Here is a 25746-nt window from a genome sequence, read left to right on the forward strand (position 1 = left end):
CCTAGCTCTGCGCATCGGCGGCGTCGAGTCCCACCGGGGGTGTCGGTTTGGGCCCCGCGTGGTATCCGGTCAACCGGTGGAAGGCCACCCCGACGGCCCCTGTTCCGGAATCCTCCGCCCAGTACTCTCGGACACTCAGCCATGTGCCGACCGCGTCGGGCACCCCGCCTGCGGCGGAACCGGGCGCCCCGGCATCGGGCGCCGGCTCGGCGACGTCGAAGTCCTGCCAGCGCACCGGATGGCAGGCGGTGGTGCCCGACAGCTCCCGGCCGATGCTGAAGGGGATCTCACCGTCCAGGTCCCGGCTGGAGCGCGGGCCGGCGCGCCAGCCCGTGAGCAGGAACGAGCGGTCGCGCGGGCGCAGCCACGGCGGCAGCCGGTCGGCGTCGTGGGCGTCGCGGGAGACCCAGGCCCCCTCGGCCCCCTCGCCGATGCGGAGCTGGGCGGAGGGGGAGAACAGGTCGGCGCCGAGCAGCCGCCAGGCGTCGGAGCCGTCGGGGTCGAGGGGCGGCGCGGAAAGGCGCAGCGTCTGCGGACCGGCGCAGGAGAGCCGCCAGACACCGCGAGGACAGGCGCCGGTGATGCGGCCGTCGCCGAGTTCGGCCAGCAGCCACTGCGGTTCGCCGGGGGCGTGCTCCTCCAGCACCGCGCTTCGCCGACCGTGCCGGAACAGGTCGTCGAGGACGGCGGCCACCGCCTGCGGGCCGAGGGGCGCGGTGGCGACCCCGCACGGCTCGGGAGGGCCCCAGGCCGCGGTGCGGGGTGCGGCGGGCGGCGTGGTCATGGGCGGCCCTTCCTCAACGGATGTCGCGGCGGAGCGTGCCGGGCCGCGGGGACGGCCGGTCGCACCCGGTTCACCATCATCGCGGACGTGTGCGGAAGCCCGGCGCCGCCCGTGGGTCGCAGCGGGTCGGGCGTTCGCGGAGGCGGGGGCGGCGCGCGCCGCACGCGCGGAGCGGGGCGCGTTCGACGGAGGGCTCCCGCGACGCGGGACAGCGCCGGCCGCCACCCTGCGGCGCCGCGCAGGGGCGCTCGCCGGACGGCCGCGGCGGGCGCTTCCCCCGACGTCCGTGCTTTCGCGCGGACCTGCACGCGAGCAACGCCGATCGTGCACCGCCGCGCGGGCCCGCGGGCGGGCGGGAGGGCGGCGCCGGTCACGGTGGTGCTCCCGTTCGGGGCCCCTCCGGGCCCGGGGCCAGCCGCTCGTGCAGGGCCGCGAGCCAGGGCTCGGCGGCGGCGCGGTCGGCGCCGCAGGGGTCGTCGACGGCGGCGAGCAGGTCCACGGTGCGGGCGGCGCCGCAGGGGCCGCGGCGGGTCAGCCGGGCGCCCGTGACGGTGACGCGGCCGTGGCCGGCGCCGGTGCCGCCGCCGACGGCGTCCATCGGCACGGTGTGCAACTCCCGGACGATCAGGGCGAGCAGGCCTCGAACGGCGTCGTCGGGCTCGGGGACATCGAGGACGACCTCGGCCCGGCCGCCCGCGTGCACGTCGTCGGTGAGCAGGCTGGCGTCCACGCTGTCGCCGAAGAGTGCGTCGATGGTGACGCGGGTGGTGCGCTGCGGCGTGCCGCCGGTCAGCTCGGCGGCGCGCCGCAACCTGATGGCGGAGGCCTGCGGCGTGCCCTGCGCGTCGGCGTCACCGCCCCACCAGCGCGCGTGCATCCGGCGCGCGGCGCTGTCGCGGGGCCACTCCTCGACCGCGGCGCCGGACTCGCCGGCGACGTCGCGGACTAGGCGCCGACTCATCCGCTTGAACAGGGCGAACAGCGCGGTGTCGCCGAGGGTCGGCCGCCACTGCACGGCGCCGTCGCCGCCGACGGCGGGGCGGCGCAGGTGGGCGCGGTCGACCTCGCCCAGCGAGTCCAGTCCGGGCGCCTCGCCGACGAGGAGCAGCCCGGGCCTGGTCGGGCCGGCGTCGTAGGCGGCGGGAGCCAGGACCGCCTCGGTGGGGCGTTCGGCCAGGCACAGGGTCAAGGCCAGCTCGTCGCGGCGGCGATGGTCCGTGCCGTGCTCGTCCAGCGTGCGGGCGTAGTCCTCGCCGACAGCTGCCGCCAGGGGCGGTGCGTCCTCCAGATGCGCGGAGACCAGGGCCGACAGCGCGGTCGCGCCCTCACCGGAGTGCGCGGAGCAGCGCTCGGCGACGGCCCTGTGGGCGCGGTCGCGGCGCTGGCGCCAGGTCAGGGCGTACCAGTCGGCCCATCCCTGCGGCGTGGCCAGGTCGTGCCGGCGGATGTGCCAGCCCTCGCAGGCGGCGGCACCGTAGCCGCGAGCCGTGCGCGCGCCGATGGAGACGCCGGGGCCGGCCCCGGCGCCGGCGAGCCCGTCGGCCGCCAGGGCGGCGAGCGCGAGCAGCCGGCCCTCGCAGTCGTCCTCGGCCACCTGAAGCCGCATGGTGAGCGTGAAGGCGGTACCGGCGGGCAGGGTCTCCATCCGCCACGTGGCTCCGGGGGTGGCCGCCCCGCTGCCGGGGTCGACGCGGTTGCCGGCGCGGACGGCGACACCCGCCTCGGCCGGAAGCTCGGCGAAGGCGTCGTCGATGTCCAGTGCGCTGGGCAGGGAGGCGCCCGTGCCGGTCTCGGCGCTGCGCGGCGCGGCCTCGCCGAAGAGCTCGGCCACCGGAGCGGCGCGGTCGTCGCCGAGGCGCTCGGCCAGGTGGTGGCGGAGCAGGCCGGCCGCCGTGGTGGCGCGCAGGCGCGGGCGGCCGGTGGCCGGGTCGCGGTCGAGGGGCGCGATGTCGGAGGCGCTGCGGGCCGCGTCGTCGGCCGATCCGATGTGGGTGTCGCTGTGCAGGCGGATCCGGCCGGTCAGCTCCCACAGTGCCACGGGCCCGCCCGCGCCTCCCGCGGCGAAGTCGAGGAGCGCCTCCCATCCGGCGTCCGCACCGGGGGCGTGCGGCGCGGCCGCGGCCCGGTCGTCGTGGGAGGCGTTCACCGGGACCCGCCGGCGCCGCCCGCGCGCGACGCGCCGCCGTGCGTGAGCGAGTCGGCGGGGCGCGCCGCCCGCATCCCCCCGGCGGACCGGGCGCCGGGCACGAGCGCGGCGCTGCCCCGCAGGCGCAGGGAGTCCGCGCGCGACCCCGGTCGCCGACCGTGGGAGAGGGCCTGGCGCGGCCGCACACGCGTGTTCCGGAGCGGTGGGGGTGTCATCGGGCCTCCTCTCTCTGCGCGGTGTCGCGGCACGTCCACGCGGCCGCCGCGAGCCAGGTGCCGATCAGCTGCAGCGACAGGCGCGCGACGACCTCGGGGCGCTCGGCCCAGGACGCGGCCGCTGCGGTGGCCGACTCGCCGCGCCGCCAGGCGAGGTCGACGGGCGTCAGCACCCGGGCGAGCTCGTCCGGGTCCGGGGACGCGTGCTCCCACCAGGCGCGCGGCGTGCGCGCCGCGCCTTCGAGCCACTCGGGCAGAGAGAGGTCGCCGGGGCCGTGCGGCACCGCGGTGGCCGCCAACTCGGCGCGGGCGGTCTCCTGCAGGGGCGAATGCGGCGCGGCGGCACGGGCGTCACCCGCGACCACTCCGGCCAGCCGCTCCAGGGCGGCCGCGGCACCGGGTGCGGGGGCCGCGGCGACCTCGCGCAGCCGTCCGAGCAGAGGCGCAGAGGGCAGCCGGGCCGAACGGCGGGCGAGGGCGCGGCCGCGGGCGCGGACGGGTTCGGTGGCGGCCCGGCTGAGCAGCACGTCCTGCAGGCGGGCCACCGGAGAGCGATCGGGGTCGGCGGCCGCCTCGCTGCTCACCCACTCGGGCTCGACCCAGGCGGGTGTGCCGTCGGCGAGAGTGACGGGCCGGATTCCGCCGCCCGCGCGCTCGGTGCCGGGTTCCGGGCGCGCCAGCGTGAAGCGCCGGCCGGGATCGGGCCGCGCGGCGAGCGTGTGCGCCAGCGGCGGCCGGTCGTCCGGCGCGCACCGGGGTGCGGGGACCGGGAGCAGCGCGTGTGCGCCGTGGCCGTCGGCCGCGCGGCGGCCCAGTGAGCGGGCCTCCAGCGCGCGCACCTCCTCCAGGCCGACGGGGCGCAGCGCGCGCAGGCGCACCACCGATCCGGCGGCGGCGGCCCACTGCTCGGCCATGGGCCCGCGGTACATGCGGTGGTAGGCGCCGGAGGTCTCCTGGTGCACGTGGGCGCCTGCGACCTCGACGGCCCCACGGCCGAGGACCTCGGCGGCCGCCCGTTCCACCGCGCGGGGCAGCGCGGCGGGGCTGGGCCGACCCAGGTCGTCGTCGATGTAGGCGGGGGCGAGCAGCAGCAGGTCACGGTGCTCGCCGCGGTCCCAGGCGCGGCGCCCGGCGTCGACGCGGTCGTCGAGCAGGGCGGAGCCCGCTGCCGTGGGGGTGACGCGGATGCCGCCGCCGTGGGCCCGGCTCCCGCCCGAGCCCAGGGACAGCAGCCCGCCGGCGGCTTCCAGGACCTCCCAGACCGCTTCGGCGAGGGACTCGGCCTGCGCGCGGGTGGCGGCGCTGAGCCGCCACCGGGTCTCGAACACCTGGCCGGGTTCGAGGCTGGTCGTGAAGTAGGGGGCGCCGTGCCGGCCGGCGTCGCGGCGCGCCACCCCCAGGTACTGCTCGGTGCGGGTCAGCGGGGCGGCGCGCCGGGTGAGGTCGGGCGTGACGTGGCCGGTGAGGGTGCGGTAGGCGCCCGCGGCCGAGGCGGGTGCGGCCAACAGGTCGGCGAGGGTCCCGCCGGGGTTGCGCACGTGCCAGCAGCGCGGCGCCGGCACGGTCTGCGCGCTGCCGGTGTCGTCCTCCAGCAACGGGAAGGCCGGCGCGAAGCGGATGGCGCGGCCGCGTGCGATCCACGGCTCGACGAGGTCCTCGCGGTCGGCGTGGTGCAGGGCGGCGGCGAGCATGCCCCGCTGGGCGCGGCCCGTGACGGCGTGGGCGGTGGTGATGCGCAGCGGGTCGTAGTCGGAGCGCACGACGAGCGATTCGGTGAGCACGTAGCGCAACCCGAGGTAGACATGCGCGAACTCGCCCGCGCCACCGGTGCGGCCGTCGGGGTGTGGCTCGGCGATCGTCACACTCGTCTTTCTCGGACAGTCCCCTCGGTTTCGGTCCGCACGTGTATGTCGGCCCAGGCCAGGGTGCAGGCGTGCGCGGCGTCGGGGTCGGTGTCGGGCGCCTGGGCGAGGCGGGCGTCGAGCCGGCCGCGGCCGCGCCCGGCCTTGAGCCCGGCCCGGGTGAAGGCGAGGGCGGCCCGGGCCAGGCAGCGCACCTCCGCGGGCGCGGGCGTGCGGGTCCAGCGCAGCGGAGCGGTGAGCCGCAGACCGGGGTCGACCACGCGGGCGGTTCGCAGCCGCGCGTCGGCGGGCGCGCCGGAGCCGTCGATGGCCACACCGCTCTCCACCGAGGTGAACGCGTCGGTGACCGCGCGCACGAGCGTGTTGGCGGCGCCCGCCGCGCGCTGCTCCAGCGCCCATGCCACCGCGGCGCGCACCGGCTCGGAAGGGGTGGCGTGGGAGATGCGCAGGATGCGGCCGGGCCCGTGCTTGCGGGACGCGCCGAAGAGCGCGTGGGCGGCGGGCAGCAGCGCGGGCTCGGCGCGGACGGCGGTGACCGCGGCGTCGCGCAGCCGGGCGGCGATGCGCTGGCGGGGCAGGTAGGGCAGTCCGTGCCCGTCGGTGACCACGTCGGAGTCCGCGGCGGTCCCCGCGGCGCTGGCCCCGGCGAAGATGGCGGGCGCCACCAGGTCGACGAGCAGGAACGCGGGCGCGGCGGCGGCCTCGGAGCGGTCGGCGGCGACCGGGTGCGGTGCGGGGTCGGTCATCGGCGCGCTCCTCCGGCGATCGTGCACGGGCGCCGGCCGGCCGAAGCTGCGCCGCTGCGGTTCGGGATCACGTTCGCACCGCCCCCTCCTCCGGTGCCGGGCGGTCGGTCAACGGGACGTCCAGGTGCAGGTCGAGCAGGGCGAGCGCGTCGAGGAGCAGGTCGCGGGCGAAGGGCTCGGGCAGCTCCACCGGCATGCCGAGGTCGCTGCGGCGCTCCAGTTCGGGGGCGGCGTCGCGGCCGTCCTGCAGCAGCGGCGCCAGGCGCGACAGCAGCCACGACCGCTGCTCGCTCAGCTCGTCGCCGCGGAGGCTGCGCGGGGCGCGGGGGTCGAGGTAGTCGCGCAGGAAGGCGTGGAAGGCCGTTCCCGTCATGGGCAGGGCGGTCCGGCCGGGCTCGCCGGGAGCGGGCGCGCCGCCGTCCTCGCGCATCCGCGCGACCACGCGGGCGGGGTCGTCGAAGTCGTGCGACCAGGCCACGACGTGGTCGTCGAGCCGGTGCGCGGCGCCCTTGCGGTAGGCCTTGGCCTCCTCGCACAGCGCGGCGCAGATGTCGTAGCCCACTGACAGCGGGGCCCCGACGGGCTGCACGGCGATGCCGACGCCCGCCGAGGGCACCCCGGTGGTGCGTCCGGAGGCCCCCAGCCGGCGGGTCCAAGGCGGAGTGGCGGCACGTCGGGCCATGGCCGCGCGCGGGTCGCGCGGGTCGAGGGCGGCGGGATCGGCGTCGAGCCACTCCAGCGCGAAGCGGGTGGCGCTCCAGGCCAGCCGGGCGTCGCAGATGACGGTGAGGTCGTCGCCGGCGACCACGACCGGGCGCACCGGGACGTAGGCGGTGCCGCGAACGGTGCGCGGGCGCAGCCGCCCGCCGGCGCCGTGCCCGTGGATGGCGGGTTCACCGGAACGGTCGTCGGCGCCGATCGCGCCGGCGACCGAGCGGATGAGGGCGCGGGCCAGCCCTTCGGTCAGGCGCGCGATGTCGGCGGAGACCGACCGCATCCCGGCCGTGACGTCGGCGCCGGACTGCTGGAGGCGGGCGTGGTGGCCCTTCAGCAGGTCGCCGAGGCCGTTGAAGTCCAGGTGCACCACGGCCAGGCGGCTGACGTCGCCGATCTCGCGGCCGAGATGGTCGACGTCGGTGGGCAGCTCCAGCCGCTGCGCGCCGACGGGCGGTGCGATGCCGCGCAGCCAGTCGCGGCTGTTGGCTTCGTGCCACTGGCGTGCGCGCATGCGGGCGGTGACGATGTCGCGCGCGGTGCGTTCACGCACGGGGCCGCGATCGCGGGTGTGGTCGAGCAGCTCGGCGGGGCGGCCGGTGATGTCGCAGGAGGCGGTGACGCCGAGCCCTTGGGCGGGCAGGTGGCCGGGCGCCGGGAGTGCGCGGGCGCTCTGCAGCGCCGGAGGAAGGAGCCGCAGCGCCTCCGCCCGGTCGGCGGGCGCGCCGGGTCCGCCGTAGGGCACGTGCGCGGTGACGGGGGTGAGGCGGTCGGAGATGTCGCGCAGCCGCCGGGTGTAGCGCCCGGTGAAGGCGCGGGCGTGTTCGGCCGCCCGGTCGGGGTGGGTGAAGTCGACGTAGAGCGCTCCGCCGGCGTCGCGCAGCACCGCGCGGTGCTCCCGAGGCACCTCGGCCAGCAGCGGGGCGACGTGCCGGCCGGCGGTGTCGGTGAGGTCGGCGACGAGCGTGGCGCGGCCGATCGCGTCGAGCAGGCGCCGTCCCTCGTAGATGAACCGCTGGATGCCGGCGAGGTCGACGCCGACGAGCACCCCGTGCGGCGGCCCGGCCGCTGCGGCGGGCGGTGCCTGCGCGTCCCCCGGCGCGGCGGCGGGTTCGGCGGCGCTCATGGGTTCGCCTCCTGGGTGTCAGAGCCTGAGTGCGGTCAGCTGGGCCTGCAGCGCGGCGCGGAATCCGGGGGTTCCCGGCTCGGCTGATACCACTCTCGGACGCCGGGTGTCCTCGTGGCCGGTGATCATCTCGGCGGGCGGGGCGGAGTCGTCGGCGACCGGCGCGCCCCCGTCGGCACGCCACCAGGCGAACCAGTCGATGAGCTCCAGCGCCCGCCCGGGATCGCCGTCCCCGGGACGGTGCAGGGCGGCGGTCAGTCCGGCTGTGCCGCAGCGCACATTGAGCAGCGCCGCGGCGGCGAAGACGTCGTGCGCCCAGCCTCCTCCGCCGGTCTCCTGCTCGACGTGCAGGTCTTTGGAGGTGAAGTAGCGCAGCCGGGTGCGGCGCGGCGCGCTCAGTCCCAGGGCGCGGTCGGCGGCGGTGAGGATGAGGGTGGGCCGCTGCGGCGCGGAGTACTGGGGCAGCGCCGGAGCGCCGGCGACCGCGGTCGCGTCGACCCAGGCCGCGACCTCGGCCGGGGCGGCCAGTTCGCGCACCTGCTCGGCGGCGGCGTCGATCAGGGGCGCGTCGATCTGGCGGGCGGCGATCTCCGGGGCGACGGTCTCGGTGAGTGCGCCGTGGAGGAACCGGTAGCCGCGCAGCAGGTGGCGCCATTCGACGGCGGCCGGGGGATGGTGGCCGACCGGCCCGTGCGTGCGGCAGGAGACGCGCCGCGTCAGCGGTGACACGTAGACCAGGCAGCCGCCGCTTTCGTGCGCCGCCAGCGCCAGGCCGGTGCTCATCGCCTTGGTGCCGGTGGTGATGTCGGCGACCACGGGTGCGTCCGGCGCGCCGTACAGGTCGATCTTGGCGCGGGCGCGCGCGGCGGTGTCGGCGACGTCGGCGCCGTCGACCGCGGCCTCGGCGAACTTGACCCGGTCGGGGTAGCCGCCGCGCCGCAGCCGCTGGGCGAGGCGGCGCCGGTTGAGGTTCCGGAACTCTTCGGGTTCCTCGGCGGCCAGCAGGGTGCGGCGCACGCTCGCGTCCAGAGCGGGCAGTTCCTTCTCGCTCTGCCGGGTGAACAGCATGACCGCGCGTCGGGGCAGGCACGCGCGTGCGGTGCCCAGGACCGGCAGCCGGTTGCCGCCCAGTCCCGCCAGCAGCAGCGGGGCGGCCGCCGCCTCGGCGTCCTGGTCCGCCGGACAGGGGTCGGGTGCTCCCGCGGTTGCGGGAGCGCTCCGCCCTGCGGGGGCCCCGCGATCGGCGGCCGACGATCGCGGGGGCGGAGGCGCCGCCGGGAAGAAGGCCTCGATCAGCCGCCGGGCGGTGCCGAAGTCCCGGGAGGCGAGCTCGCCGAGGCTGCGCACGTGCAGCGGCGCACCGCTGAGTTCGGGGTCGTAGGCCGCGATCTGCTCGGTGGAGCAGTCGCCTTTGGTCCCGTCGTGCACGAACAGCACCCGGGCGGCGCCGCCGAAGGCGCGCTGGGCCTTGGTCAGGGTCCACCCGGCCGCGTCGGGGATGTGCGAGGGGTCGCGTTTGACCTCGACGCAGAGCACGCGGTGGCGGTAGCGCACGATCAGGTCGAAGTCGCCGATGGCGTCGCGCTCGCTGCGCGGGTCGGGCATAACGCGGCTGCCCAGCACCTCGGCGCCGGGCACCCGGGCCAGCCGCCGTCGGAACAGCGCGAGCAGCTTCGCCTCGGCCATTTCCCCGCTGCCGAGGCGGGTGCCCTCCGCCGTCCCGCGCACGCGTGGCGCCTCGACGCTGCCCGAGTGCTTGTCTCCGCCGGGCCGCGCGTCGCCGGACCGGCTGCGCAGCCAGGCCTCCTGGGCGGGGGCCCGGTCGCTCGGGCGCAGTTCGACACCGTGCAGCCGGGCCAGTTCCTCGACGGTGAGGGCGCTGCTGGCGATGCCGGTGTCGTGGCGCGAGCCGTCGGTGAACCTCAGGGTCTCGGATGTGGCGTCGAGATAGCTGCGCCACCGGTGGCGGTCGGGGAAGCGCTCGGCGTGCAGCAGCACCGCATGGGCGCTCATCACCTTGCTGCCGCCGGTGTAGCACAGCCGCCAATCGCCGCGCAGGTCGGCTGAGAGGGCGGCGAAGCGCTCCGCCACGGCGCGGAAGTCGAAGACGTCACCGCCCGCGTCGAAGAGCCGGGCCGCCTCGACGGCCGGGCACAGCCGTCGGGCGGCGGCCGCGATCCGGGCTGCGCGCCGCGCGGTGTCGCTGCTGTGCACCAGTACCAGCCGACGCGGAGCGAACGTCAGCGCGGCCAGCAGGGCCGGTGTCGGGCTGGTGCCGGCCAGCACGACGAGCGTCGCGGGCGCCCCGCCGACGCCGGCGCCGTCGGAACCGCCGGGAAGATCCGCTCTCCGTGCCATGGCTCCATTTCACACCGTCGCGCGCTCTTGCGCGGGGGGGCCTCCGGCCGGATACCGGCCTTCGCGGGCGCCCAGGCGCCACACGTTTCACCCCAGTGTCCGAGAGAGGTGCTGTGTCGGAGGTGATCGCCCATACGGACCATGACCCAGCCCCTCGAACCCTCGAAGCACGGCAGCCCCGAACCCTCGCAACCCCAACGCCAGGCCCGCATCGGCCCCCCGGTGCGGGCGAACGGCCCCGCAGGCGCCTCTGCGCCGCGACGGCCGGAAGGAGGAGCGGTGAGAGAACGACGATCGGCGGGAAACCCCGCGCCTACCGCACCCGGTTTTTCCCGTCCTGCCCCGGTGCGTCCGGGTCGGCGGACCGGCGGCGCAGGGATCCGGCTGTGCACCACCCGGCAGACGGGATAGCACCGACCGCCGCACGCCTCTCGCGTCGATCAGGGAAGCCCCCTGCCTCCCGGCAGACGGGACAGCGACCGCGCAGAGCACGGCCCTGACTGCTTCTTCGTCGTCCGCCCCCCGGTTGACGGGATAACAACGCCAGTTGTTGACGGACGCTCCCCAGGGCCGCCTCCTCCCCGGCAGACGGAATGGGACCGGCATCGGCCCCGGTCCGGGTACCCCCGGGCCAGGCCCCTGACCCCGGCCCTGACCACCAACACCTGGCTCGCCTGCGTAGATCCCCGCCAGCCCCATCCCGGCAGACGGAATGGCTGGCCCGGGCGCCGGCCCGCTCCCGGGCGCCGCACGGGCACGGGCGGTTCCGGTCCCGAGGGCGCGTGCCCTCGGGACCGGAACCGCCTATGCCGTCCTGCCCTCCCCCGGACTCCGCCGCGTCACCCGTTGCGGCGCCCCAGCGCCTTGCAGCCGACGATGGTGCCGTCGGAGGAGCGCACCAGGTCCGTGGGCACGAGCAGGTCGGTGCGCTCGGGATGGGCCAGTGCGACGGTGGAGGAGACGATGTACCAGACGCCCAGCGCCGGTGCTGGGAGCCGGGCGCGCCCGTAGTCCTCGGAGAACACCGGTATTCCGCCGATGCGGCCGATCTCGCAGCGGTCGACGGCCACGCGAACCGGCTTGGACGCAGCCGGGCACCGGACGACGACGCGGTCATCGGAGTCGAAGATCGTCACCTCATGCGGTGTCAGGTTGACCAGCGGAACACGCATTCTTCCCTCTCACGCCCCGAGCCGGCCGAGCGAACCGAGCAGACCCAGCATGCTGCGCGATCGCCGCAGGCGGCGCCGGGTCAGTCGAACAGCAACCCGTCAAATCCCTGTTCCTGATAGTCCGCGTGCACCGGACGCGGAGACCGGGGGCGCCGGCGGTCCCGGGCGGAGGGCCGCCGCCGGCCGGCTGCCACGTCGTCGCCGGTCGTCAGCGTGTCCACGCGCAGAGAGCCGAAGCCCTGTGCCGTGTACTTGCCCACTCCGGTCAGCTCGATCAGTTCCAGCAGCGCACCGAAGTCGGCCAGCTGCAGGCCGTCGCTCCCGCGGGGCAGTGCCAGGCGCAGACCGCCTTCCCAGCCGAGCACCGTGCGCCCGGCCGGACCGGGGTGCTCGGTGGCCCGGATGGGCGCGGAGTCGTCGGGTGTGCGGCGCAGGCGCGCGGTGACCTCGTCAATGCGCCGCAACCACGGCTCGGCGAGCTCGCGGGGCGCGAAGCGCGCGACGGCGCCGATCGCTCCGCTGCCGCTGACCCGGCCGTCGGCCGTGCGGTGGACGACGCCGAACAGCAGCCGCGGACCCGGCCACGCCTGGAAGCTGTCCTCGCCGTCGTAGTTGCGGGCCAGGGACACGACAGGGCTGAGCGTGTGCAGCGAGGCCGTGTGGGAGAGCCGGCGCGGCTCGGTGAGGACCGCGGTGTAGTCGCGGGCGTGCACCTCGGTGACCGACAGCGGTTCCAGCAGGTGGTCGCCCACCCGGTGCACGCTGCCGACCAGGTCGGCGGGGCCGGTCTCGGGCAGGTGGTCGTCCAGCCAGGTCAGCGACCACACCCAGAGCCGGTCGGCCAAGGGCTGGGGCCAGCCGTTCATGGCCCACTTCTTGGCGCAGCCGTGCTCGGCGTCGGACTGGGGCCACCAGGAGTTCAGCAGCCCATGGCAGTCGACGGCGCGCACGGGCCGGGCGGCGTCGGCGTGGTCGCGCAGCACCAGCGTCCAGCGTCGCGGCATCGTCACTCCCCCTTGGTTCGCCGAGCTGCCTCGGCCGTGGTGGCGCCTTTCTCATCAGGCCCGAGCACCCATAGCTCTCGGACAGCCCCGGTGGCGCCCGGAGGCCGTCCTCGCCGGTGCGACGGGGCGGCTCGGCCGTCCGAGAGGTGTCGGCACACCGTCACCGCCCGGCCACGGCACAACGCGCTCAAGTGATCAGGACGGAGCCGCCCGCGCATGAGTCCCGCAGACGACCACACCGACCCGCAGAACCGCGGTGCCCCGCATCCGCGGCCCCACGACTGGCTGGACGCCTACGTGCACCACCGCCTCGCAGCGCTCGACCCCGACCTGGAGGAGGCCCCCGACTCCGATGAGGCGCCGGAGGCCGACACCGGCCCGCATCGCCGCGACCAGCCACCGGTGCCCGAGGTCACCGCCGAGGAGCTGGCCGCCCACCTCACGCAGCTCGCGGATCACTACCGGCGGCGGTCCCAGAGCTGACGGCCGCGCCGGCGCGCACGCGGGGCGCGGCCGTCGGGCGCCCGGCGGGGGCGCGCGCTGAGTGCTTTGCCGTTCCTTGACTCCGGGCGGGCGCGGACCCTACTTTCGTAGTGGACCACGCGCGTCGCCAGGGCGGCGTCGGCAAGCGCCAGCCGACGTGGGTGTGTCGCCGGATTCAGCTGTCCTTCTTCAACGCACTTTCCCGGAGGAGCTGGGGAAGAGCCTCAGCCCCGTGCCAACGGGGAGAAGAAGGATCTTGAGCACGCGCTGCCTGTTCACGGACCTTTTCGGTTCGACCGCGTTCCTGCACGCGATGACCCGCGCCTTCGGCTGCGGCCGGTGCGAGCCCGCGCGCCAGCGGAACGCGCCCGAGACGCTGCAGAGCTGCGACCGCCACGCCGCGCAGTTCGACTCGGCGCTGACACTGCTGAGCGAGCACTGCCCCTGCGACCGCCACGGCGGATCCGCCGACTCCAAGATCACCGCACGCATGGGCGAGGTGCACGCCGCGCTCGATGCGGGCGAGATGCCCCCGGCCCGGGTCCGCCGCCTGGTCTTCGCGCTGCGCGACGCTGAGACCGACCGCGCGTTCTCGCGGCTGCGGCTGGTCTTCCCGCAGTGGTCGGGGCGCACGCTGCGCTGCGCGTTCTCCGAGCGGCCGCGCCGCTGGGCGCGCCAGCAGGCGGTGGCCGCGTGGGTGGCGCCCGGCGTCGTCGAGCAGGAGGCCCTCGCCGCCCTGGTGCTGGCCGCGGGCTTCGGCCACCCGGCGGTGGACCTGCCCGACGAGCAGCCGGACGAACCGATCGACTCCCCCCTTCCCGGCGACCACGGGTTCACCCGCGAGTCGGGGGCGGTACCGGTGGCCGACCGCGCGGGCCGCGCGATGGCGGTCTGCCGGGAGCGCCCGCTGGTGTCGGTGCCTACGGCCGAGTACCTGCTGCGCAAGCTGCAGGAGCTGGCCGACGGCGTGGACCCGGCGCGCGCCCGCACGGCCGACGAGGTGCGCCGCGTCGGCCTCGGGCAGTCGCTGCGCGGCATGGGGCCGGACGACCTCGCGCGCGTTCTGACCGAGGTGCTGCGCCGGCTCGCCGACCGGCTGCCCGAGCACTTCGAACTGCTGGAGCGGGCACGCGGCCGGGCGCGCAGCGCCCCCTACCACCCGGTCGCCGACCCCGCGCCCTCCCCCGCGGTCGCGGAGCCGCCCGAGCGCCCGCGCACCGAGCACCTGCCCGAGCCGGAGCAGGACTGGCTGCGCCGCACCGCGTGGACGCTGGTGACGCGGGCGCGAGAGAACCCGGTCTACTATGCCACCAACCCGGTCGCGGCCCTGGACCGGTTCCTCGACACGCACCTGCGCACCCTGCCCGGCGCCGTACCCTCTGCCTGGGTCCGGGCCGTCAGCGACGACGACGTCCGCGCCGACCTGCTGGACACCCTGGTCGACCTGGTCGCGGCGGTGGAGTGAGCAGCGACTGCGTTGGACGTCGCGAATCATTGATTTGTACGCTGCCATACCGCCCGGTCACCCGCCTCACTCGTGCCCTGTCCGCGCGGCCGCACGCAGTGCCGCAGGCGTCGGCATGGCGTAGATTCGGACGGTGCACTCGCACTTCGGCGCGGACAGCCCCTTCGTACAGGTGTATGATTCGGCGATGAGCACGAACATGCCGACCCACTACCGAAGGGACACACCGCCGTGGTCACCGAGGTCTTCACGCTGAAGTACTGCGATCCGCACGCCGTCCGCGAGGAGAAGGTCGAGGCGACTGACGTCATCCAGTTCGCCTGGGAGGGGTCCGTCCGCGAGGTCGACGCCTGCGACGAGTGCAAGAAGGAGCACGAGACCCTCTATGAGCCGCTGGTCGACTACTCGCGGCCGGTGAAGAAGCGCCGCGCGAAGAAGGCCGACGCCGCCGACGCCAAGTCCGGCCCGGACGCCTCCGGCGACGACTCCCCCTCCTCGGCCTCCGCGTCCGACGACTCCGACGATTCCTGACCCGCCCGACTCCCGGGCGGCGGCACGGACAGCGGACATGCGGCGGGGGAGGCCGATGCCCCATTTCACCGGCCTCCCCCGCCCGCTTCTCAGGAGGGTTCCTCGATTCAGGCCCCGGCGGCGCCGGGCTCGGTCATCAGCTCGGCCAGCCTGCCCCCGCGCCTGGCGGGACCTGCGCCGGCCACCGGCAGCCGCGCGTGGACCACTCCGTCGTGCGGGGCGCCGACCGACGCACCCATGCGGTGCATGATGCGCTGCATCCCCCGGTTGCCGGCCACGGTCTCGGCGCGGATCTCGGCCAGGCCCCAGTCGGCGGCGACCGCGGTCAGCGCCCGGGTCAACGCGGTGCCCACGCCCTGCCGCTGCCAGGAGTCCTCCACCAGGAAGGCGATTTCGCCCACGCCCGGGTCGAGCGTGTACATCAGGTGCGCCAGCGCGACCGGCTCGCCGCCCTCGCGCGGGCGCGCGAGCAGGGTCAGCCCCCGCTCCGGGTCGCAGAACAGGCCCAGCATGCTCGGCGTCAGCCGCCGCATGCCGGAGAAGTAGCGCCCGCGGGTGGTCTCGGGCGAGCAGCGGGCGTGCAGCCGCTGGATCGCGTCGGCGTCGGCCGTCCGGGCCTGGCCGACGGCGAGGCCGACGCCGCCGCGGGTCGCGATGGAGCCGTCCGTGGGTGCCGGGCCGGTGGGCGGCAGTACCGACCGCACCAGTGCGTCGGCGCGCGCCGACTCGGTCCAGGTGAAAGGCCGGTCGGGTCGGCGCAGCCGGACACCGCGCAACGGGCCCACCGGGACGACCAGCGTGGTCTCCGGCTCCTCCGGGAACTCCGGGACCGGCCGGGTCAGGTTGGTCCAGCGGGCCTCGTCGGCCATCAGCAGCTCGCCGAGCGCCTCGGGCAACCGGTTGGGCGCGCTGCGCAACCGGGACGTCAGCAGCAGCGCCTTGGTGACGTCGTCGCCGACCTCGCGGGGCTGTGCGGGCACGGCGCCGACCGAGTCGGTGACGCTGTGCCGGGCGACGTCGCGCAGCAGCGTGCGGTGCTCCCCCGGGATGTCGACGACGAACTCGTCCACCACGCCGGAGGCGTCGGCGTGTATCGACAGTCCGACGACGTTGCCGCCCCGGGCGGCCATCGCACCGACCACCGCTGCCAGTCGGCCGGGACGGTCCTCGACGACGGTGCGGATGCGCCACAGGCTCATGCGTCTCCCTTCACGAGTGGGCTCGGCCCCGGCGGCGCCGTGCGGTCGCGGGCCGATCCCCCTCCAGGGTGGGGCGTGCGCGTTTCGTGCGTGCTACATCCGGTAAATTCCACAGAAACCCCGCATGTGGACCTCCGCCCCGGTCTGTCCTGAAACGCCCGCCGCGCGGGCGCCCGGTCAGGGCCGCCCCGCCACGAGTTCGCCGTCCTTCCACACGGCCGCGACCTGGGGAACTCCGGGCCGGTAGGCCAGGTACACCGGGTTGGGGGCCTCCAGCAGGACGATGTCCGCGCGGGCGCCGGCGGACAGGCGGCCGACATCGTCCCGGCGCAGCGCCTGCGCACCGCCCGCGGTCGCCGCGCGCACCGCCTCCTCGGGGGTCATGCGCATCTCGCGGACCGCCAGCGCGATGCACAGCGCCATGCTGGAGGTGAAGCACGAGCCGGGGTTGCAGTCGCCGGCCAGCGCGACGCGGGCCCCGGCGTCGAGGAGGGCGCGCGCGTCGGGATAGGGCTGGCGGGTGGAGAAGTCCACCCCGGGCAGCAGCGTGGCGACCGTCGCCGGCCCCGCACCCGCCGCCGAGTCGGCCAGCGCGGCCACGTCGCCGTCCGCCAGGTGGGTGCAGTGGTCCACCGACGCCGCGCCCTCCTGCACGGCCAAGCGGACGCCGGGCCCGTGGCCCAACTGGTTGCCGTGCACGCGCGGCAGCAGCCCGCGCTCGCGCCCGGCCCGCAGGACGCGCCGCGCCTGGTCCTCGTCGAAGGCGCCGCGCTCGCAGAACACGTCGACCCAGCGGGCGTGCGGAGCGCAGGCCTCCAGCATCGCGCCGGTGACCAGGTCCACGTAGCCGTCGGGGTCGCCCTCGTACTCGGGCGGGACGACGTGCGCACCGAGGAAGGTCACCTCGCCGGTCAGCCGCGCGGCGGCCCGCAGGCAGCGCTCCTCGTCGGCGACGCTGAGCCCGTAGCCGGACTTGACCTCGAGCGTGGTGGTCCCCTGGGCGCGTGCCTCGCGCAGCAGGCGCGTGGCGTTGCCCAGCAGCTCGGTGTCGGACGCGCCGCGGGTGGCTGCGACGGTGGTGCGGATTCCGCCGGCCTCGTAGGGCCGCCCGCTCATCCGGGCGCCGAACTCCCGGCTGCGGTCGCCGGCGAAGACGATGTGGGAGTGGCTGTCGACGAACCCGGGGATGACGCACCGCCCGGCGGCGTCCACGCGCACGTCGGCGGCCGGGGCCCGGGACCGCGGGCCGCACCAGGCCACCCGGCCGGATTCGACGACCAGGGCGGCACCGGCCACCTCGCCGAGTTCGCCGGCGCCGAGCGCGGTGTCGTTCGTGGCGAGGACCCCGATGTCGTCGATCAGAACCGAGGAGACGGCGGGCACGGGTCGGGGTCGGGTGGCGGGCGGTGTGGTGCTCATCGGCGTCGCGGCGTGCCGGGCGCCGCGTTCCTCCCTTCGGTTGCGGGGCGGGGCGTGCGCGGGGTCGGGGCGGGGGCGGGGTCCGTGAGCGCAGCGGGGCCGGGAACGGCGGTCGGCGGCCGCGCGGGACCGCCGCCCGCGGCATGCGCGTCGGGAGGGCTCAACGGACCGACTCCCTGACGGCCGCGTCCAACCGCGCCGCCGCATCGGGCATGAGCGTGTGCACGCCGTCGCGTACGATCCAGCGGCCGTCGGCCATGACATGGCGGACGTCGGCGGCGGAGGCCGCCCACACCAGGGCCTCGGCTGCGTGCGCGGGGTCGAATCCGGCCAGTCGGACGCCGTCGGCGGCCACGTTGACCAGGTCGGCGCGGGCGCCCGCGGCGATGCGCCCCGCCCCGCGGTCTCCCCCGGTTTCAGGCTCGGGCGCCCACCCCAGAGCCGCGTGTCCGCCGGTGTGCAGTGCCTCCAGCAGGCGGTGGGCGGGCAGGTTGCCGCGGCGTCCGGTGCGCAGGCGCTCGTGCTCCTCGGCTCCACGGGCCTCGGCGAACATGTCGACGGTGCTGTGACCGTCGCTGCCCAGCGAAAGCGCGACGCCGCCCAAGCGGTCCAGCTCAGGCAGGCCGTCGGCCAGGTCCCGCTCGGTGGTGGGGCACAGGCACACCCCGGCACCGGTGCCGCGGACCAGGTCGGCGTCGGCGCCGGTGAGGTGGGTGGCGTGCACGAGTGCGGGGCGCAGGGAGGCGAGGAAGCCGGTCTCGTCAAGGACCCCGGCCGGGGTGTGCCCGTTGGCGGCCAGGCAGGCGGCGTTCTCGGCGGGCTGCTCGGAGAGGTGGATGTGGGTCGCGGCCCACGCGGCGTCGGGCGCCGCTCTGGCGATGCGGGCGAGGTCGGCGGGCGGCACCGCGCGCACCGAGTGGGCGGCGGCGCCGACGCGGGCGCGGCCGCCGATCGGCCGCAGGGCGGCGACCCTCTCGGCCCAGGCGTCGGCTCCCGCGTCGCCGAAGCGCAGCTGCGGCCCCTCCAGCGGCGTGTACCCGCTGCGGGGGTCCAGGCCTCCGGCGAGGTAGCAGGCGTCGAGCAGGGTGATCCGGACTCCGGCGTCGTCCGCGGCGGCGATGAGGGCCCGGCCCATGGCGTTGGGGTCGCTGTAGCGGGCGCCGCCGGGCGCGTGGTGCACGTAGTGGAACTCGCCGACGCAGGTGACTCCGGCAAGCGCCATCTCGGCGTAGACGGCGCCGGCGAGGCGGCGGTAGGAGTCGGGGTCCAGCCGCTCGGCGACCTCGTACATGCGCCGGCGCCAGGTCCAGAAGCTGCCGCCGTCCTCGCCCGTGCGCCCGCGCAGCACCCGGTGGAAGGCATGTGAGTGCGCGTTGGCGAATCCGGCGACCGTGAGCCCGCTCAGCCGCTCGGCGCCGTCGGGCGGGCGCGTGTCGCGGGCGAGGGAGGTGATCAGGCCGCCGGAGACCTCGACGAGCACCCCGGGCGCGGCCGCGCCGCCCGCACCCGAGTCCAGCAGCGCCCACTCGCACCAGTAGCGCTCCGCGGACCGCGGCGCCCCTGCGCCGCCGCTCTCGTCACCGGCCTCGACGAACATCCCCAGGTCCCCGTCCTCGTAGTGGCAGCGGAACCAGGCGATCGTCAGCCTCTCGCCGACACGGGCCCCGCCCGGCGCCGGGCCCTCTCCCGCGCCCCGACCGCACCGCTTACGCCTCGTCCCGCGGGCCGGCCCCGGTCAGGTCGGCCAGGACGTCGGCCAGCGCTTCCACGCCCGAACGGCAGTCGGCTCCGGTGGCCCTCTCCTCGGGCGCGTGGGAGGTGCCGGTGGGGTTGCGCACGAACAGCATGGCGGTGGGCACGGCGGTGGCCAGCACGCCGGCGTCATGGCCGGCGCCGGTGGTGAGCAGCGGCGGGCCGCCCGCCTCGCCTCCGACACGGGCGGCGATGCGGTCGCGCAGTCGGTGGTCGAAATCCACCAGCGGCGACGCGGACTCCAGGAACCCGTTCACCGTGACGCCGTGCTCGGCCGCGCTGCCGCGCGCGGCCGCGTCGACCCGGTCGACCACCGCGCGCAGCGCACCCTCGTCGGCCGCGCGCGCGTCCAGCCAGGCGCGCACGCGGGACGGTACGGCGTTGGTGCCGTTGGGGGACACGCGCACCTTGCCCACGGTCGCCAGGGCTCCGTTCGCCTCGGCCGCCCGGCGCGCCTCCAGAACGGCGGCGGCGAAGGGCAGCATGGGGTCGCTGCGGTCGGCCAGGAGCGTGGTCCCCGCGTGGTCGGCCTGGCCGGAGAAGTCCAGCCGCCACCGGCCGTGGGGCCACACGGCCGAGGCGACGCCGACAGGGGCGCCGGAGTGGACCAGTGCCCGCCCCTGCTCGATGTGCAGCTCGACGAACGCGCCGATGCGGCCCAGCAGCTCGCGGTCGGCGCCCAGCCGGCCGGGGTCGAGGCCGGCCGCCTCCATCGCGTGCGCCCAGGTGACGCCGTCTGCGTCGGCGAGCCCGCCGGCGCGCTCGGGGGTGATCGCCCCCGTCAGCAGCCGGCTGCCCAGGCAGGGTACGCCGAAGCGGGCGCCCTCCTCCTCGGCGAACACCGCTACGGCCAGGGGGCGGCGGGGCCGCAGGCCGCGCCGGCGCAGCTCCCCGATCGCGGCGAGGGCGCCGACGACGCCCAGCGGCCCGTCGTAGGCTCCCCCGTCGGGCACGGAGTCCAGGTGGGACCCGGTGACCACCGCCTCGGGGCCGGGTTCGCCCCACCAGGCCCAGAGGTTGCCGTTGCCGTCGGTCCCGACGTCGAGTCCTCGCGCACTCGCCGCCGAGACGAACCAGGCGCGCGCCTCGGCGTCGGCGGATCCCCAGGAGAACCTCCGGTAACCACCGGTGATGCGGTTACGCCCCACCGGGGCCAGCTCGGTCCACAGCTCCTCGAAGTCGTCGCTCATCGGCGTCCCGTCCCCCGCATGCGCTCGTCGTACGCCGTTCGCGGCCGTGCGCCGCCCGCGCCCATCAGTCCCGGTCCCCGCTCATGGGCAGCCGGATCCCGTGCTCGCGGGCGACGTCTTCGGCCTGGCCATACCCCGCATCGGCGTGGCGGATCACGCCGGTCGCGGGGTCGTTGGACAGCACCCGCTCCAGCTTGCGCGCTGCCAGCGCGCTGCCGTCGGCGACCGCCACCTGGCCGGCGTGGAGGGAGCGGCCGATCCCGACGCCGCCGCCGTGGTGGATCGAGACCCACGAGGCGCCCGAGGCGGTGTTGACGAGCGCGTTGAGCAGCGGCCAGTCGGCGATGGCGTCGGAGCCGTCGGCCATGGCCTCGGTCTCGCGGTAGGGGGAGGCGACCGAGCCGGTGTCGAGGTGGTCGCGGCCGATGGCCAGCGGTGCGCTGATCTCGCCGGAGGCCACCAGTTCGTTGAAGCGCAGTCCGGCCGCCGCCCGCTCGCCCTGCCCCAGCCAGCAGATCCGCGCCGGGAGCCCTTGGAAGGACACCCGCTCGCCGGCCGTGCGGATCCAGCGGGACAGGTGGTCGTCGTCACCGAACAGCTCCAGCACGGCCCGGTCGGTGCGGGCGATGTCGCCGGGGTCGCCCGAGAGCGCCGCCCATCGGAAGGGGCCCTTTCCCTGGCAGAACAGCGGGCGGATGTAGGCGGGCACGAAGCCCGGGAAGTCGAAGGCGCGCGTGTAGCCGGCGGTTCGGGCCTCGCCGCGGATGGAGTTGCCGTAGTCGAAGACCTCGGCGCCCGCGTCGGCGAAGCCGACCATCGCTTCGACGTGGGCGGCCATGGAGTCCCGAGCGCGGCGGGTGAACCCCTCGGGGTCGCGGGCCGCGTAGTCGGCCCAGTCGTCGAAGTCGACCCCGGCGGGCAGGTAGGCCAGCGGGTCGTGTGCGGAGGTCTGGTCGGTGACGATGTCGGCCGGGGCCCCGCGGCGCAGCAGTTCGGGCACGGTCTCGGCGGCGTTGCCCACAACGCCGATCGATACGGCGCGCCGCTCGGTGCGCGCCCTCTCGGCCAGCGCCAGCGCCTCGTCGAGGCTGTCGGCGCGCTCGTCCAGGTAGCCCTGCGCGAGGCGGCGCTCGATGCGGGTGGCGTCGCATTCGACCACGAGTGCCGCACCGCCGTTCAGGGTCACCGCCAGCGGCTGCGCGCCGCCCATGCCGCCCAGGCCGGCGGTGAGCGTGAGGGTGCCGGCCAGGTCGGCGCCGAAGCGCTTGGCCGCCACCGCGCCGAAGGTCTCGTAGGTACCCTGCAGGATCCCCTGGGTTCCGATGTAGATCCAGGAGCCGGCGGTCATCTGCCCGTACATGGTCAGACCCAGCGCCTCCAGGCGGCGGAACTCCTCCCAGTTCGACCAGTCGCCGACGAGGTTGGCGTTGGCGATGAGCACGCGCGGCGCCCATTCGTGGGTGGGCAGCACGCCCACGGGGCGGCCGGACTGGACGAGCAGCGTCTCGTCGTCACCCAGTTCGCGCAGCACAGCGGTGATGCGGTCGAAGCTCGCCCAGTCGCGCGCGGCCCGGCCGCTGCCGCCGTAGACGACCAGCCGGTCGGGGTGCTCGGCGACCTCCGGGTCGAGGTTGTTGTGCAGCATCCGCAGCGCGGCCTCCTGCGGCCACCCCTTGGCGGTGCGAGCGGTGCCGCGCGGTGCGCGCACGGTCCGCGGTGCCGAGCCGGTTCCCATGGTCATCGCTGTCCTCCCGGACGGTCAGGCGAGCGGGGCGACGGCCTCGGCCGCGGCGCGGACGGTGCCGTCGGTGATCAGCGCCGCCGCGGCGGCGATCTCGGGGGCGATGTGGCGGTCGGGGCCGGGCCCGGGGACCGCGGTCCGCAGTGTGCCGCGCACGGCGGCGGTGGCCGGTGCCGGCTCCAGCGGCGCCCGCAGGTCGAGCGCGCGAGCGGCGGTGACCAGTTCGATCGCCAGCACGCTGGTGAGCGCGTCGACGGCGCGGCGCAGCTTGCGCGCGGCGGACCAGCCCATCGAGACGTGGTCCTCCTGCATCGCCGAGCTGGGGATGGAGTCGACGCTGGCGGGGACGGCAAGCCGCTTCAGCTCCGAGACCATGGCGGCCTGGGTGTACTGGGCGATCATGTGGCCGGAGTCGACGCCGGGGTCGTCGGCGAGGAATGCGGGCAGCCCGTGCGAGCGGGCGACGTCGAGCATCCGGTCGGTGCGGCGCTCGGCGATGGAGGCCAGATCGGCTACCGCGATGGCGAGGAAGTCCAGCACATAGCCCACCGGAGCGCCGTGGAAGTTGCCGTTGGACTCCACTCGGCCGTCGTCCAGCACCACCGGGTTGTCGATCACGGCGGCCAGCTCGCGCTCCGCGACGGACTCGGCGTGGGCGAGGGTGTCGCGCACGGCCCCGGCGACCTGCGGCGCGCAGCGCAGCGAGTAGGCGTCCTGCACACGGGTGCAGTCGGGACCGCGGTGCGAGGCGACGATGGGCGACCCGGCCAGCAGGGCGCGCATGTTGGCCGCGGCGGCAGCCTGGCCGGGGTGCGGGCGCAGGTCCTGCAGGTCGGCGGCGAAGACCCGGTCGGTGCCCAGCAGCGCCTCCACGCTCATGGCGGCGGTGATGTCGGCGACGCGCAGCAGCTCGGACAGGTCGGCGCAGGCCAGCAGAAGCATGCCGAGCATGCCGTCGGTGCCGTTGATCAGCGCGAGGCCCTCTTTGGCGGCCGGCTCCACCGGGCGCAGCCCCGCGCCGCGCAGCGCCTCGCCCGCCGGGAGCCGGTGCCCGTCGGCGTCGCGCACGTCGCCCTCGCCCATCAGCGCCAGGGCGAGGTGGGACAGCGGCGCGAGGTCGCCCGAGCAGCCCAGGCTGCCGTACTCGTGCACGACGGGGGTGATCCCGGCGTTGAGCAGTCCGGCCAGCGCATCGGCGGTCTCGACGCGGACTCCCGTGCCGCCCCCGGCCAGGGTGCGCAGCCGCAGCAGCATCAGCGCGCGCACCACTTCACGCTCGACCTCGGCTCCGGCGCCGGCGGCGTGCGAGCGGATCAGGGAGGCCTGCAGCCGGGTGCGCAGGTCGGCGGCGATGTGCCGGGTGGCCAGCGCCCCGAACCCGGTGCTGACGCCGTAGGCGGGCGCGGGGTCGGCGGCCAGGGCCTCGACGCGCTTGCGCCCGGCGGCGACGGCGGCGCGCGCGTCGCCGGTGAGGCGGACCGTCGCGCCGCGGCGTGCCGCGGCGACCACGTCGCCGGCGGCGAGTCCGGAGGGGCCGATGTCGATCGAGGTGGGCATGGTCCCCATTGGACGCTGTGTGCGACCTGCGGCGCGACCCCCGGACCACAGGATGTGTCCGAGGTTTCAGACACGGCGGGGGCGGAGCCCGCGTGCGGGCCGCTGCGCCCCGGCGTCCGGCCGCACCTCTGCCGCGGGCGTCGCAGGGCCTTCGGACTCAACCGCTCTCGACGAGCAGAGGTGCAGGCGCGGCCTCGCGCGGTGCTCCTCCGGTCCGCTGCGGCATCAGGGGGCCGGTACCGACGGGCGCCTTGGCGGCCACCTCGCGCAGGGCCTCCAGCCCGCGGACGACTGCGGGATGCTCGTCGCTGCCGCTGCGCAGGCAGGCCAGGATCGACCGCTTGGGCACCGAGTGCCCGTCCAGCGCCATCCGCACGACGGGGTGCTCGGTGGCGATGGGCAGCAGCCGCGGCACCAGGGCGATGCCCATCCCGTGCGCCACCAGCGCGGTCGCGCCGCTCCAGTCGGTGGCCCAGTGCACGATCCGCGGGGTGAACCCGGCTGCCGCGCAGGCGACGTGCACCACACGGTAGTGGCTGCAGGTGCCGCCGGGGGTGATCCAGTCCTCGCGCGCGGTCTCGGCCAAGGAGACACTGGCGCGGCCGGCCAGCGGGTGGTCGGCGGGCAGCAGCAGGTCGTGCGGCTCCTCCAGCAGGACGCGCTGGTCGAACCGGGAGTCTTCGGCCGATGCGACCGTGGGATCCGGCACGAACACCGCCAGGTCCATGGTGCCCGCCAGCAGCATGTCGAAGCACTCGCCCGCCTCGGCCTCGGTCACCGACACCGTCAGCCCCGGGTGCGCGCGGCGCAGCAGGCCCGCGGCCGGCGCCAGCAGCGTGGCCACGCCCGTCGGGTAGCCGGCCAGGCGCAGCGGACCGGCCTCGCCCTCGGCATGGCAGGCGAGATCGGCGACGGCCTGCTCCCAGCGGGTACTGAGCGCGTCGGCGTGGTCGAGCAGTACGTGGGCGGCCGAGGTCAGCCGCACCCGCCGGCCCTCCGGCTCCAGCAGGGTGACACCGAGGTCGCGGGCGAGCTGGCGGATCTGCTGGGAGACCGCCGAGGGGGTCAGGTGCAGCGCCTCGGCCGCGCCGGTGACCGTGCCGTGGTGGTGGACCGCCCGCAGGACGCGCAGCCGCCGAAGGTCGAGCATGTAGGTGATGCTACACGGTTTCTTGAAAAAAGTTCAGATGGACATGAACTGAGACCCGCACCCAGACTGGATCCATGGAATCCTGCACGAACCGCGCACAGGCCTGCCCCGACTGCGGTTGGCCGGAGTCGGAGATCTACCAGGTCGTCTCCCGGCACCCGACCTCCACTGGAATGGTCGTCTACACCCGCTGCGCCTGCGGGAGACTGCAGGTCCGCTCGCTGAGCCTGCCCGGCGGGCCCGGCACGCAACGGTGAACGAGCGCCGGGACGTGGGACAATTCCGCCATGAGCCACGTCCCGGCGGCCACGCGGGCGCTGCGGTTGCTGCGCTTCCTCGCCGCGCGTCCGGGGCCGGTCTCGGCGGCGGCCGCCGCCGCCGAGCTGGGACTGCCGCGCTCGAGCGTCTACCAACTGCTTGAGGCCATGGCCGAGGAAGGCTTCGTCACCCACCTGCCCGAGGAGCGCCGGTGGGGCCTGGGGGTGGCGGCATTCGAGATCGGGTCGGCCTACCTGCGGCACGGCCCGCTGGAACGGCTCGCCCGGCCGCTGCTGCGGCGGCTGGTCGAGGAGACAGCTGCGACCGCGCACCTGGGCGTGCTGCACGGCGCCGACACGCTGTACCTGCTCAAAGAGCATCCGCCGCACGCGCCGGCGCTCGTCACCGGAGTGGGCGTACGGCTGCCGGCGCATCTGACCGCCTCGGGACGGGCGCTGCTGGCCCACTTGCCGCGCGCCCAGGTGCGCGCGCTCTACCCCGCCGCGGAGGCGTTCGTGGACCGCACCGGACGCGGCCCCGCAACACCGGGCGAACTCCGCGAACTGCTGGCCCGCGAGCGCCGCGCGGGCTACGCAGTCGAAGAGGAACAGGTCACCGACGGATTCTCGTCGGTGGCCGCGGCGGCCTTCGACCACAACGCGGCACCGGCGGCGGCAATCAGCCTGACCGTGCCCAGCGCGCGCCCGGTCACGGCGGAGGCGCTGGCCTCCGGTGCGCGCGACGCGGCGGCCGAGCTGACCCGCAGACTCGGCGGGCGGGGCCCGCGCACCGGACCCGAACCCCGTTGATCTTGTAGCCATCGTGAAGGAAAACGATTTCCAGTGACGATAGCTACAAGATCGACGGTGCTGTT

General features: G+C 76.1%; 20 protein-coding genes. 5 read left to right on the top strand and 15 right to left on the bottom strand.

Annotation, left to right across the window (positions count from 1 at the left end; all coding sequences use genetic code 11):
• Position 1 precedes the first annotated feature (1 nt).
• The 8 genes from RM446_RS13290 to RM446_RS13325 form a co-directional block, all read right to left on the bottom strand.
• Complete coding sequence (locus RM446_RS13290) at positions 2-784, bottom strand: hypothetical protein (protein ID WP_311545577.1); 783 nt, start codon at positions 782-784, stop codon at positions 2-4.
• A 370-nt stretch (positions 785-1154) separates the two neighbouring features.
• Entirely contained in the window at positions 1155-2930 is a 1776-nt protein-coding gene (locus tag RM446_RS13295) for an RAMP superfamily CRISPR-associated protein (RefSeq protein WP_311545578.1), read from the bottom strand.
• A 211-nt stretch (positions 2931-3141) separates the two neighbouring features.
• Positions 3142-5007: a hypothetical protein gene (locus tag RM446_RS13300; protein ID WP_311545579.1), complete on the bottom strand. Its 1866-nt coding sequence runs from the start codon at positions 5005-5007 to the stop codon at positions 3142-3144.
• Positions 5004-5753 carry a hypothetical protein gene (locus RM446_RS13305; protein ID WP_311545580.1) on the bottom strand — a complete coding sequence of 250 codons (750 nt, stop codon included), beginning with the start codon at positions 5751-5753 and terminating at the stop codon, positions 5004-5006. The genes RM446_RS13300 and RM446_RS13305 overlap by 4 nt, the downstream gene beginning before the upstream one ends.
• Before the next feature lie 67 nt (positions 5754-5820).
• Complete coding sequence (locus RM446_RS13310; RefSeq protein WP_311545581.1) at positions 5821-7593, bottom strand: hypothetical protein; 1773 nt, start codon at positions 7591-7593, stop codon at positions 5821-5823.
• Between the two features lie 18 nt (positions 7594-7611).
• Positions 7612-9951, bottom strand: coding sequence for a CRISPR-associated protein (locus RM446_RS13315; protein ID WP_311545582.1), 2340 nt, complete (start codon positions 9949-9951; stop codon positions 7612-7614).
• An 839-nt stretch (positions 9952-10790) separates the two neighbouring features.
• Entirely contained in the window at positions 10791-11123 is a 333-nt protein-coding gene (locus RM446_RS13320; RefSeq protein WP_311545583.1) for a hypothetical protein, read from the bottom strand.
• 80 nt (positions 11124-11203) lie between these two features.
• Positions 11204-12127: a CRISPR system precrRNA processing endoribonuclease RAMP protein Cas6 gene (locus RM446_RS13325; RefSeq protein ID WP_311545584.1), complete on the bottom strand. Its 924-nt coding sequence runs from the start codon at positions 12125-12127 to the stop codon at positions 11204-11206.
• Between the two features lie 216 nt (positions 12128-12343).
• Between RM446_RS13325 and RM446_RS13330 the strand changes: the two genes are divergently transcribed.
• From RM446_RS13330 to RM446_RS13340, 3 genes are all read left to right on the top strand, one after another.
• Complete coding sequence (locus tag RM446_RS13330; protein WP_311545585.1) at positions 12344-12610, top strand: hypothetical protein; 267 nt, start codon at positions 12344-12346, stop codon at positions 12608-12610.
• A gap of 256 nt (positions 12611-12866) precedes the next feature.
• On the top strand, positions 12867-14075 hold the full coding sequence (locus RM446_RS13335) for a hypothetical protein (RefSeq protein WP_311545586.1): 1209 nt from the start codon (positions 12867-12869) through the stop codon (positions 14073-14075).
• A 231-nt stretch (positions 14076-14306) separates the two neighbouring features.
• The gene (locus RM446_RS13340) at positions 14307-14606 is read left to right on the top strand and encodes a hypothetical protein (RefSeq protein ID WP_311545587.1); all 300 of its coding nucleotides are present in this window, start codon (positions 14307-14309) and stop codon (positions 14604-14606) included.
• Between the two features lie 107 nt (positions 14607-14713).
• On the opposite strand, the gene RM446_RS13345 is transcribed toward RM446_RS13340, so the two are convergent.
• The 7 genes from RM446_RS13345 to RM446_RS13375 all read right to left on the bottom strand — a co-directional run bounded on the left by RM446_RS13345 (position 14714) and on the right by RM446_RS13375 (position 24614).
• Positions 14714-15805, bottom strand: a complete 1092-nt coding sequence (locus RM446_RS13345; protein WP_311545588.1) for a GNAT family N-acetyltransferase — start codon at positions 15803-15805, stop codon at positions 14714-14716.
• 177 nt (positions 15806-15982) lie between these two features.
• A complete protein-coding gene (hutI, locus tag RM446_RS13350; protein WP_311545589.1) occupies positions 15983-17224 on the bottom strand; it encodes an imidazolonepropionase in 1242 nt (413 codons plus the stop codon).
• A gap of 160 nt (positions 17225-17384) precedes the next feature.
• Positions 17385-18821, bottom strand: coding sequence for a formimidoylglutamate deiminase (locus RM446_RS13355; protein WP_311545590.1), 1437 nt, complete (start codon positions 18819-18821; stop codon positions 17385-17387).
• Positions 18822-18930: 109 nt separating this feature from the next.
• Positions 18931-20166 carry an allantoate amidohydrolase gene (locus RM446_RS13360; RefSeq protein ID WP_311545591.1) on the bottom strand — a complete coding sequence of 412 codons (1236 nt, stop codon included), beginning with the start codon at positions 20164-20166 and terminating at the stop codon, positions 18931-18933.
• Between the two features lie 64 nt (positions 20167-20230).
• Entirely contained in the window at positions 20231-21901 is a 1671-nt protein-coding gene (gene hutU / locus RM446_RS13365; protein ID WP_311545633.1) for a urocanate hydratase, read from the bottom strand.
• 24 nt (positions 21902-21925) lie between these two features.
• Positions 21926-23473, bottom strand: a complete 1548-nt coding sequence (gene hutH, locus RM446_RS13370; RefSeq protein WP_311545592.1) for a histidine ammonia-lyase — start codon at positions 23471-23473, stop codon at positions 21926-21928.
• A 148-nt stretch (positions 23474-23621) separates the two neighbouring features.
• Positions 23622-24614, bottom strand: coding sequence for a LysR family transcriptional regulator (locus tag RM446_RS13375; protein WP_311545593.1), 993 nt, complete (start codon positions 24612-24614; stop codon positions 23622-23624).
• Positions 24615-24688: 74 nt separating this feature from the next.
• Here RM446_RS13375 and RM446_RS13380 point away from each other — a divergent pair, with 74 nt between their 5' ends.
• Both RM446_RS13380 and RM446_RS13385 read left to right on the top strand, forming a co-directional pair.
• Positions 24689-24871, top strand: coding sequence for a hypothetical protein (locus RM446_RS13380; RefSeq protein ID WP_311545594.1), 183 nt, complete (start codon positions 24689-24691; stop codon positions 24869-24871).
• A 30-nt stretch (positions 24872-24901) separates the two neighbouring features.
• Positions 24902-25681 carry an IclR family transcriptional regulator gene (locus RM446_RS13385; RefSeq protein ID WP_311545595.1) on the top strand — a complete coding sequence of 260 codons (780 nt, stop codon included), beginning with the start codon at positions 24902-24904 and terminating at the stop codon, positions 25679-25681.
• Positions 25682-25746 lie beyond the last annotated feature (65 nt).

The sequence above is a fragment of the Streptomonospora wellingtoniae genome, assembly GCF_031845375.1.
Classification (GTDB): Bacteria; Actinomycetota; Actinomycetes; order Streptosporangiales; family Streptosporangiaceae; genus Streptomonospora; species Streptomonospora wellingtoniae.

Excerpts from the sequence above, each read along its gene's own strand:
- RM446_RS13325 (WP_311545584.1), bottom strand. The coding sequence starts at position 12,127 with ATGCCGCGACGCTGGACGCTGGTGCTGCGCGACCACGCCGACGCCGCC.
- RM446_RS13380 (WP_311545594.1), top strand. The coding sequence starts at position 24,689 with ATGGAATCCTGCACGAACCGCGCACAGGCCTGCCCCGACTGCGGTTGG.
- hutU (WP_311545633.1), bottom strand. The coding sequence starts at position 21,901 with ATGGGAACCGGCTCGGCACCGCGGACCGTGCGCGCACCGCGCGGCACC.
- hutI (WP_311545589.1), bottom strand. The coding sequence starts at position 17,224 with ATGAGCACCACACCGCCCGCCACCCGACCCCGACCCGTGCCCGCCGTC.
- RM446_RS13355 (WP_311545590.1), bottom strand. The coding sequence starts at position 18,821 with ATGTTCGTCGAGGCCGGTGACGAGAGCGGCGGCGCAGGGGCGCCGCGG.
- RM446_RS13360 (WP_311545591.1), bottom strand. The coding sequence starts at position 20,166 with ATGAGCGACGACTTCGAGGAGCTGTGGACCGAGCTGGCCCCGGTGGGG.
- RM446_RS13385 (WP_311545595.1), top strand. The coding sequence starts at position 24,902 with ATGAGCCACGTCCCGGCGGCCACGCGGGCGCTGCGGTTGCTGCGCTTC.
- RM446_RS13305 (WP_311545580.1), bottom strand. The coding sequence starts at position 5,753 with ATGACCGACCCCGCACCGCACCCGGTCGCCGCCGACCGCTCCGAGGCC.
- hutH (WP_311545592.1), bottom strand. The coding sequence starts at position 23,473 with ATGGGGACCATGCCCACCTCGATCGACATCGGCCCCTCCGGACTCGCC.
- RM446_RS13330 (WP_311545585.1), top strand. The coding sequence starts at position 12,344 with ATGAGTCCCGCAGACGACCACACCGACCCGCAGAACCGCGGTGCCCCG.
- RM446_RS13345 (WP_311545588.1), bottom strand. The coding sequence starts at position 15,805 with ATGAGCCTGTGGCGCATCCGCACCGTCGTCGAGGACCGTCCCGGCCGA.
- RM446_RS13290 (WP_311545577.1), bottom strand. The coding sequence starts at position 784 with ATGACCACGCCGCCCGCCGCACCCCGCACCGCGGCCTGGGGCCCTCCC.
- RM446_RS13310 (WP_311545581.1), bottom strand. The coding sequence starts at position 7,593 with ATGAGCGCCGCCGAACCCGCCGCCGCGCCGGGGGACGCGCAGGCACCG.
- RM446_RS13315 (WP_311545582.1), bottom strand. The coding sequence starts at position 9,951 with ATGGCACGGAGAGCGGATCTTCCCGGCGGTTCCGACGGCGCCGGCGTC.
- RM446_RS13320 (WP_311545583.1), bottom strand. The coding sequence starts at position 11,123 with ATGCGTGTTCCGCTGGTCAACCTGACACCGCATGAGGTGACGATCTTC.
- RM446_RS13375 (WP_311545593.1), bottom strand. The coding sequence starts at position 24,614 with ATGCTCGACCTTCGGCGGCTGCGCGTCCTGCGGGCGGTCCACCACCAC.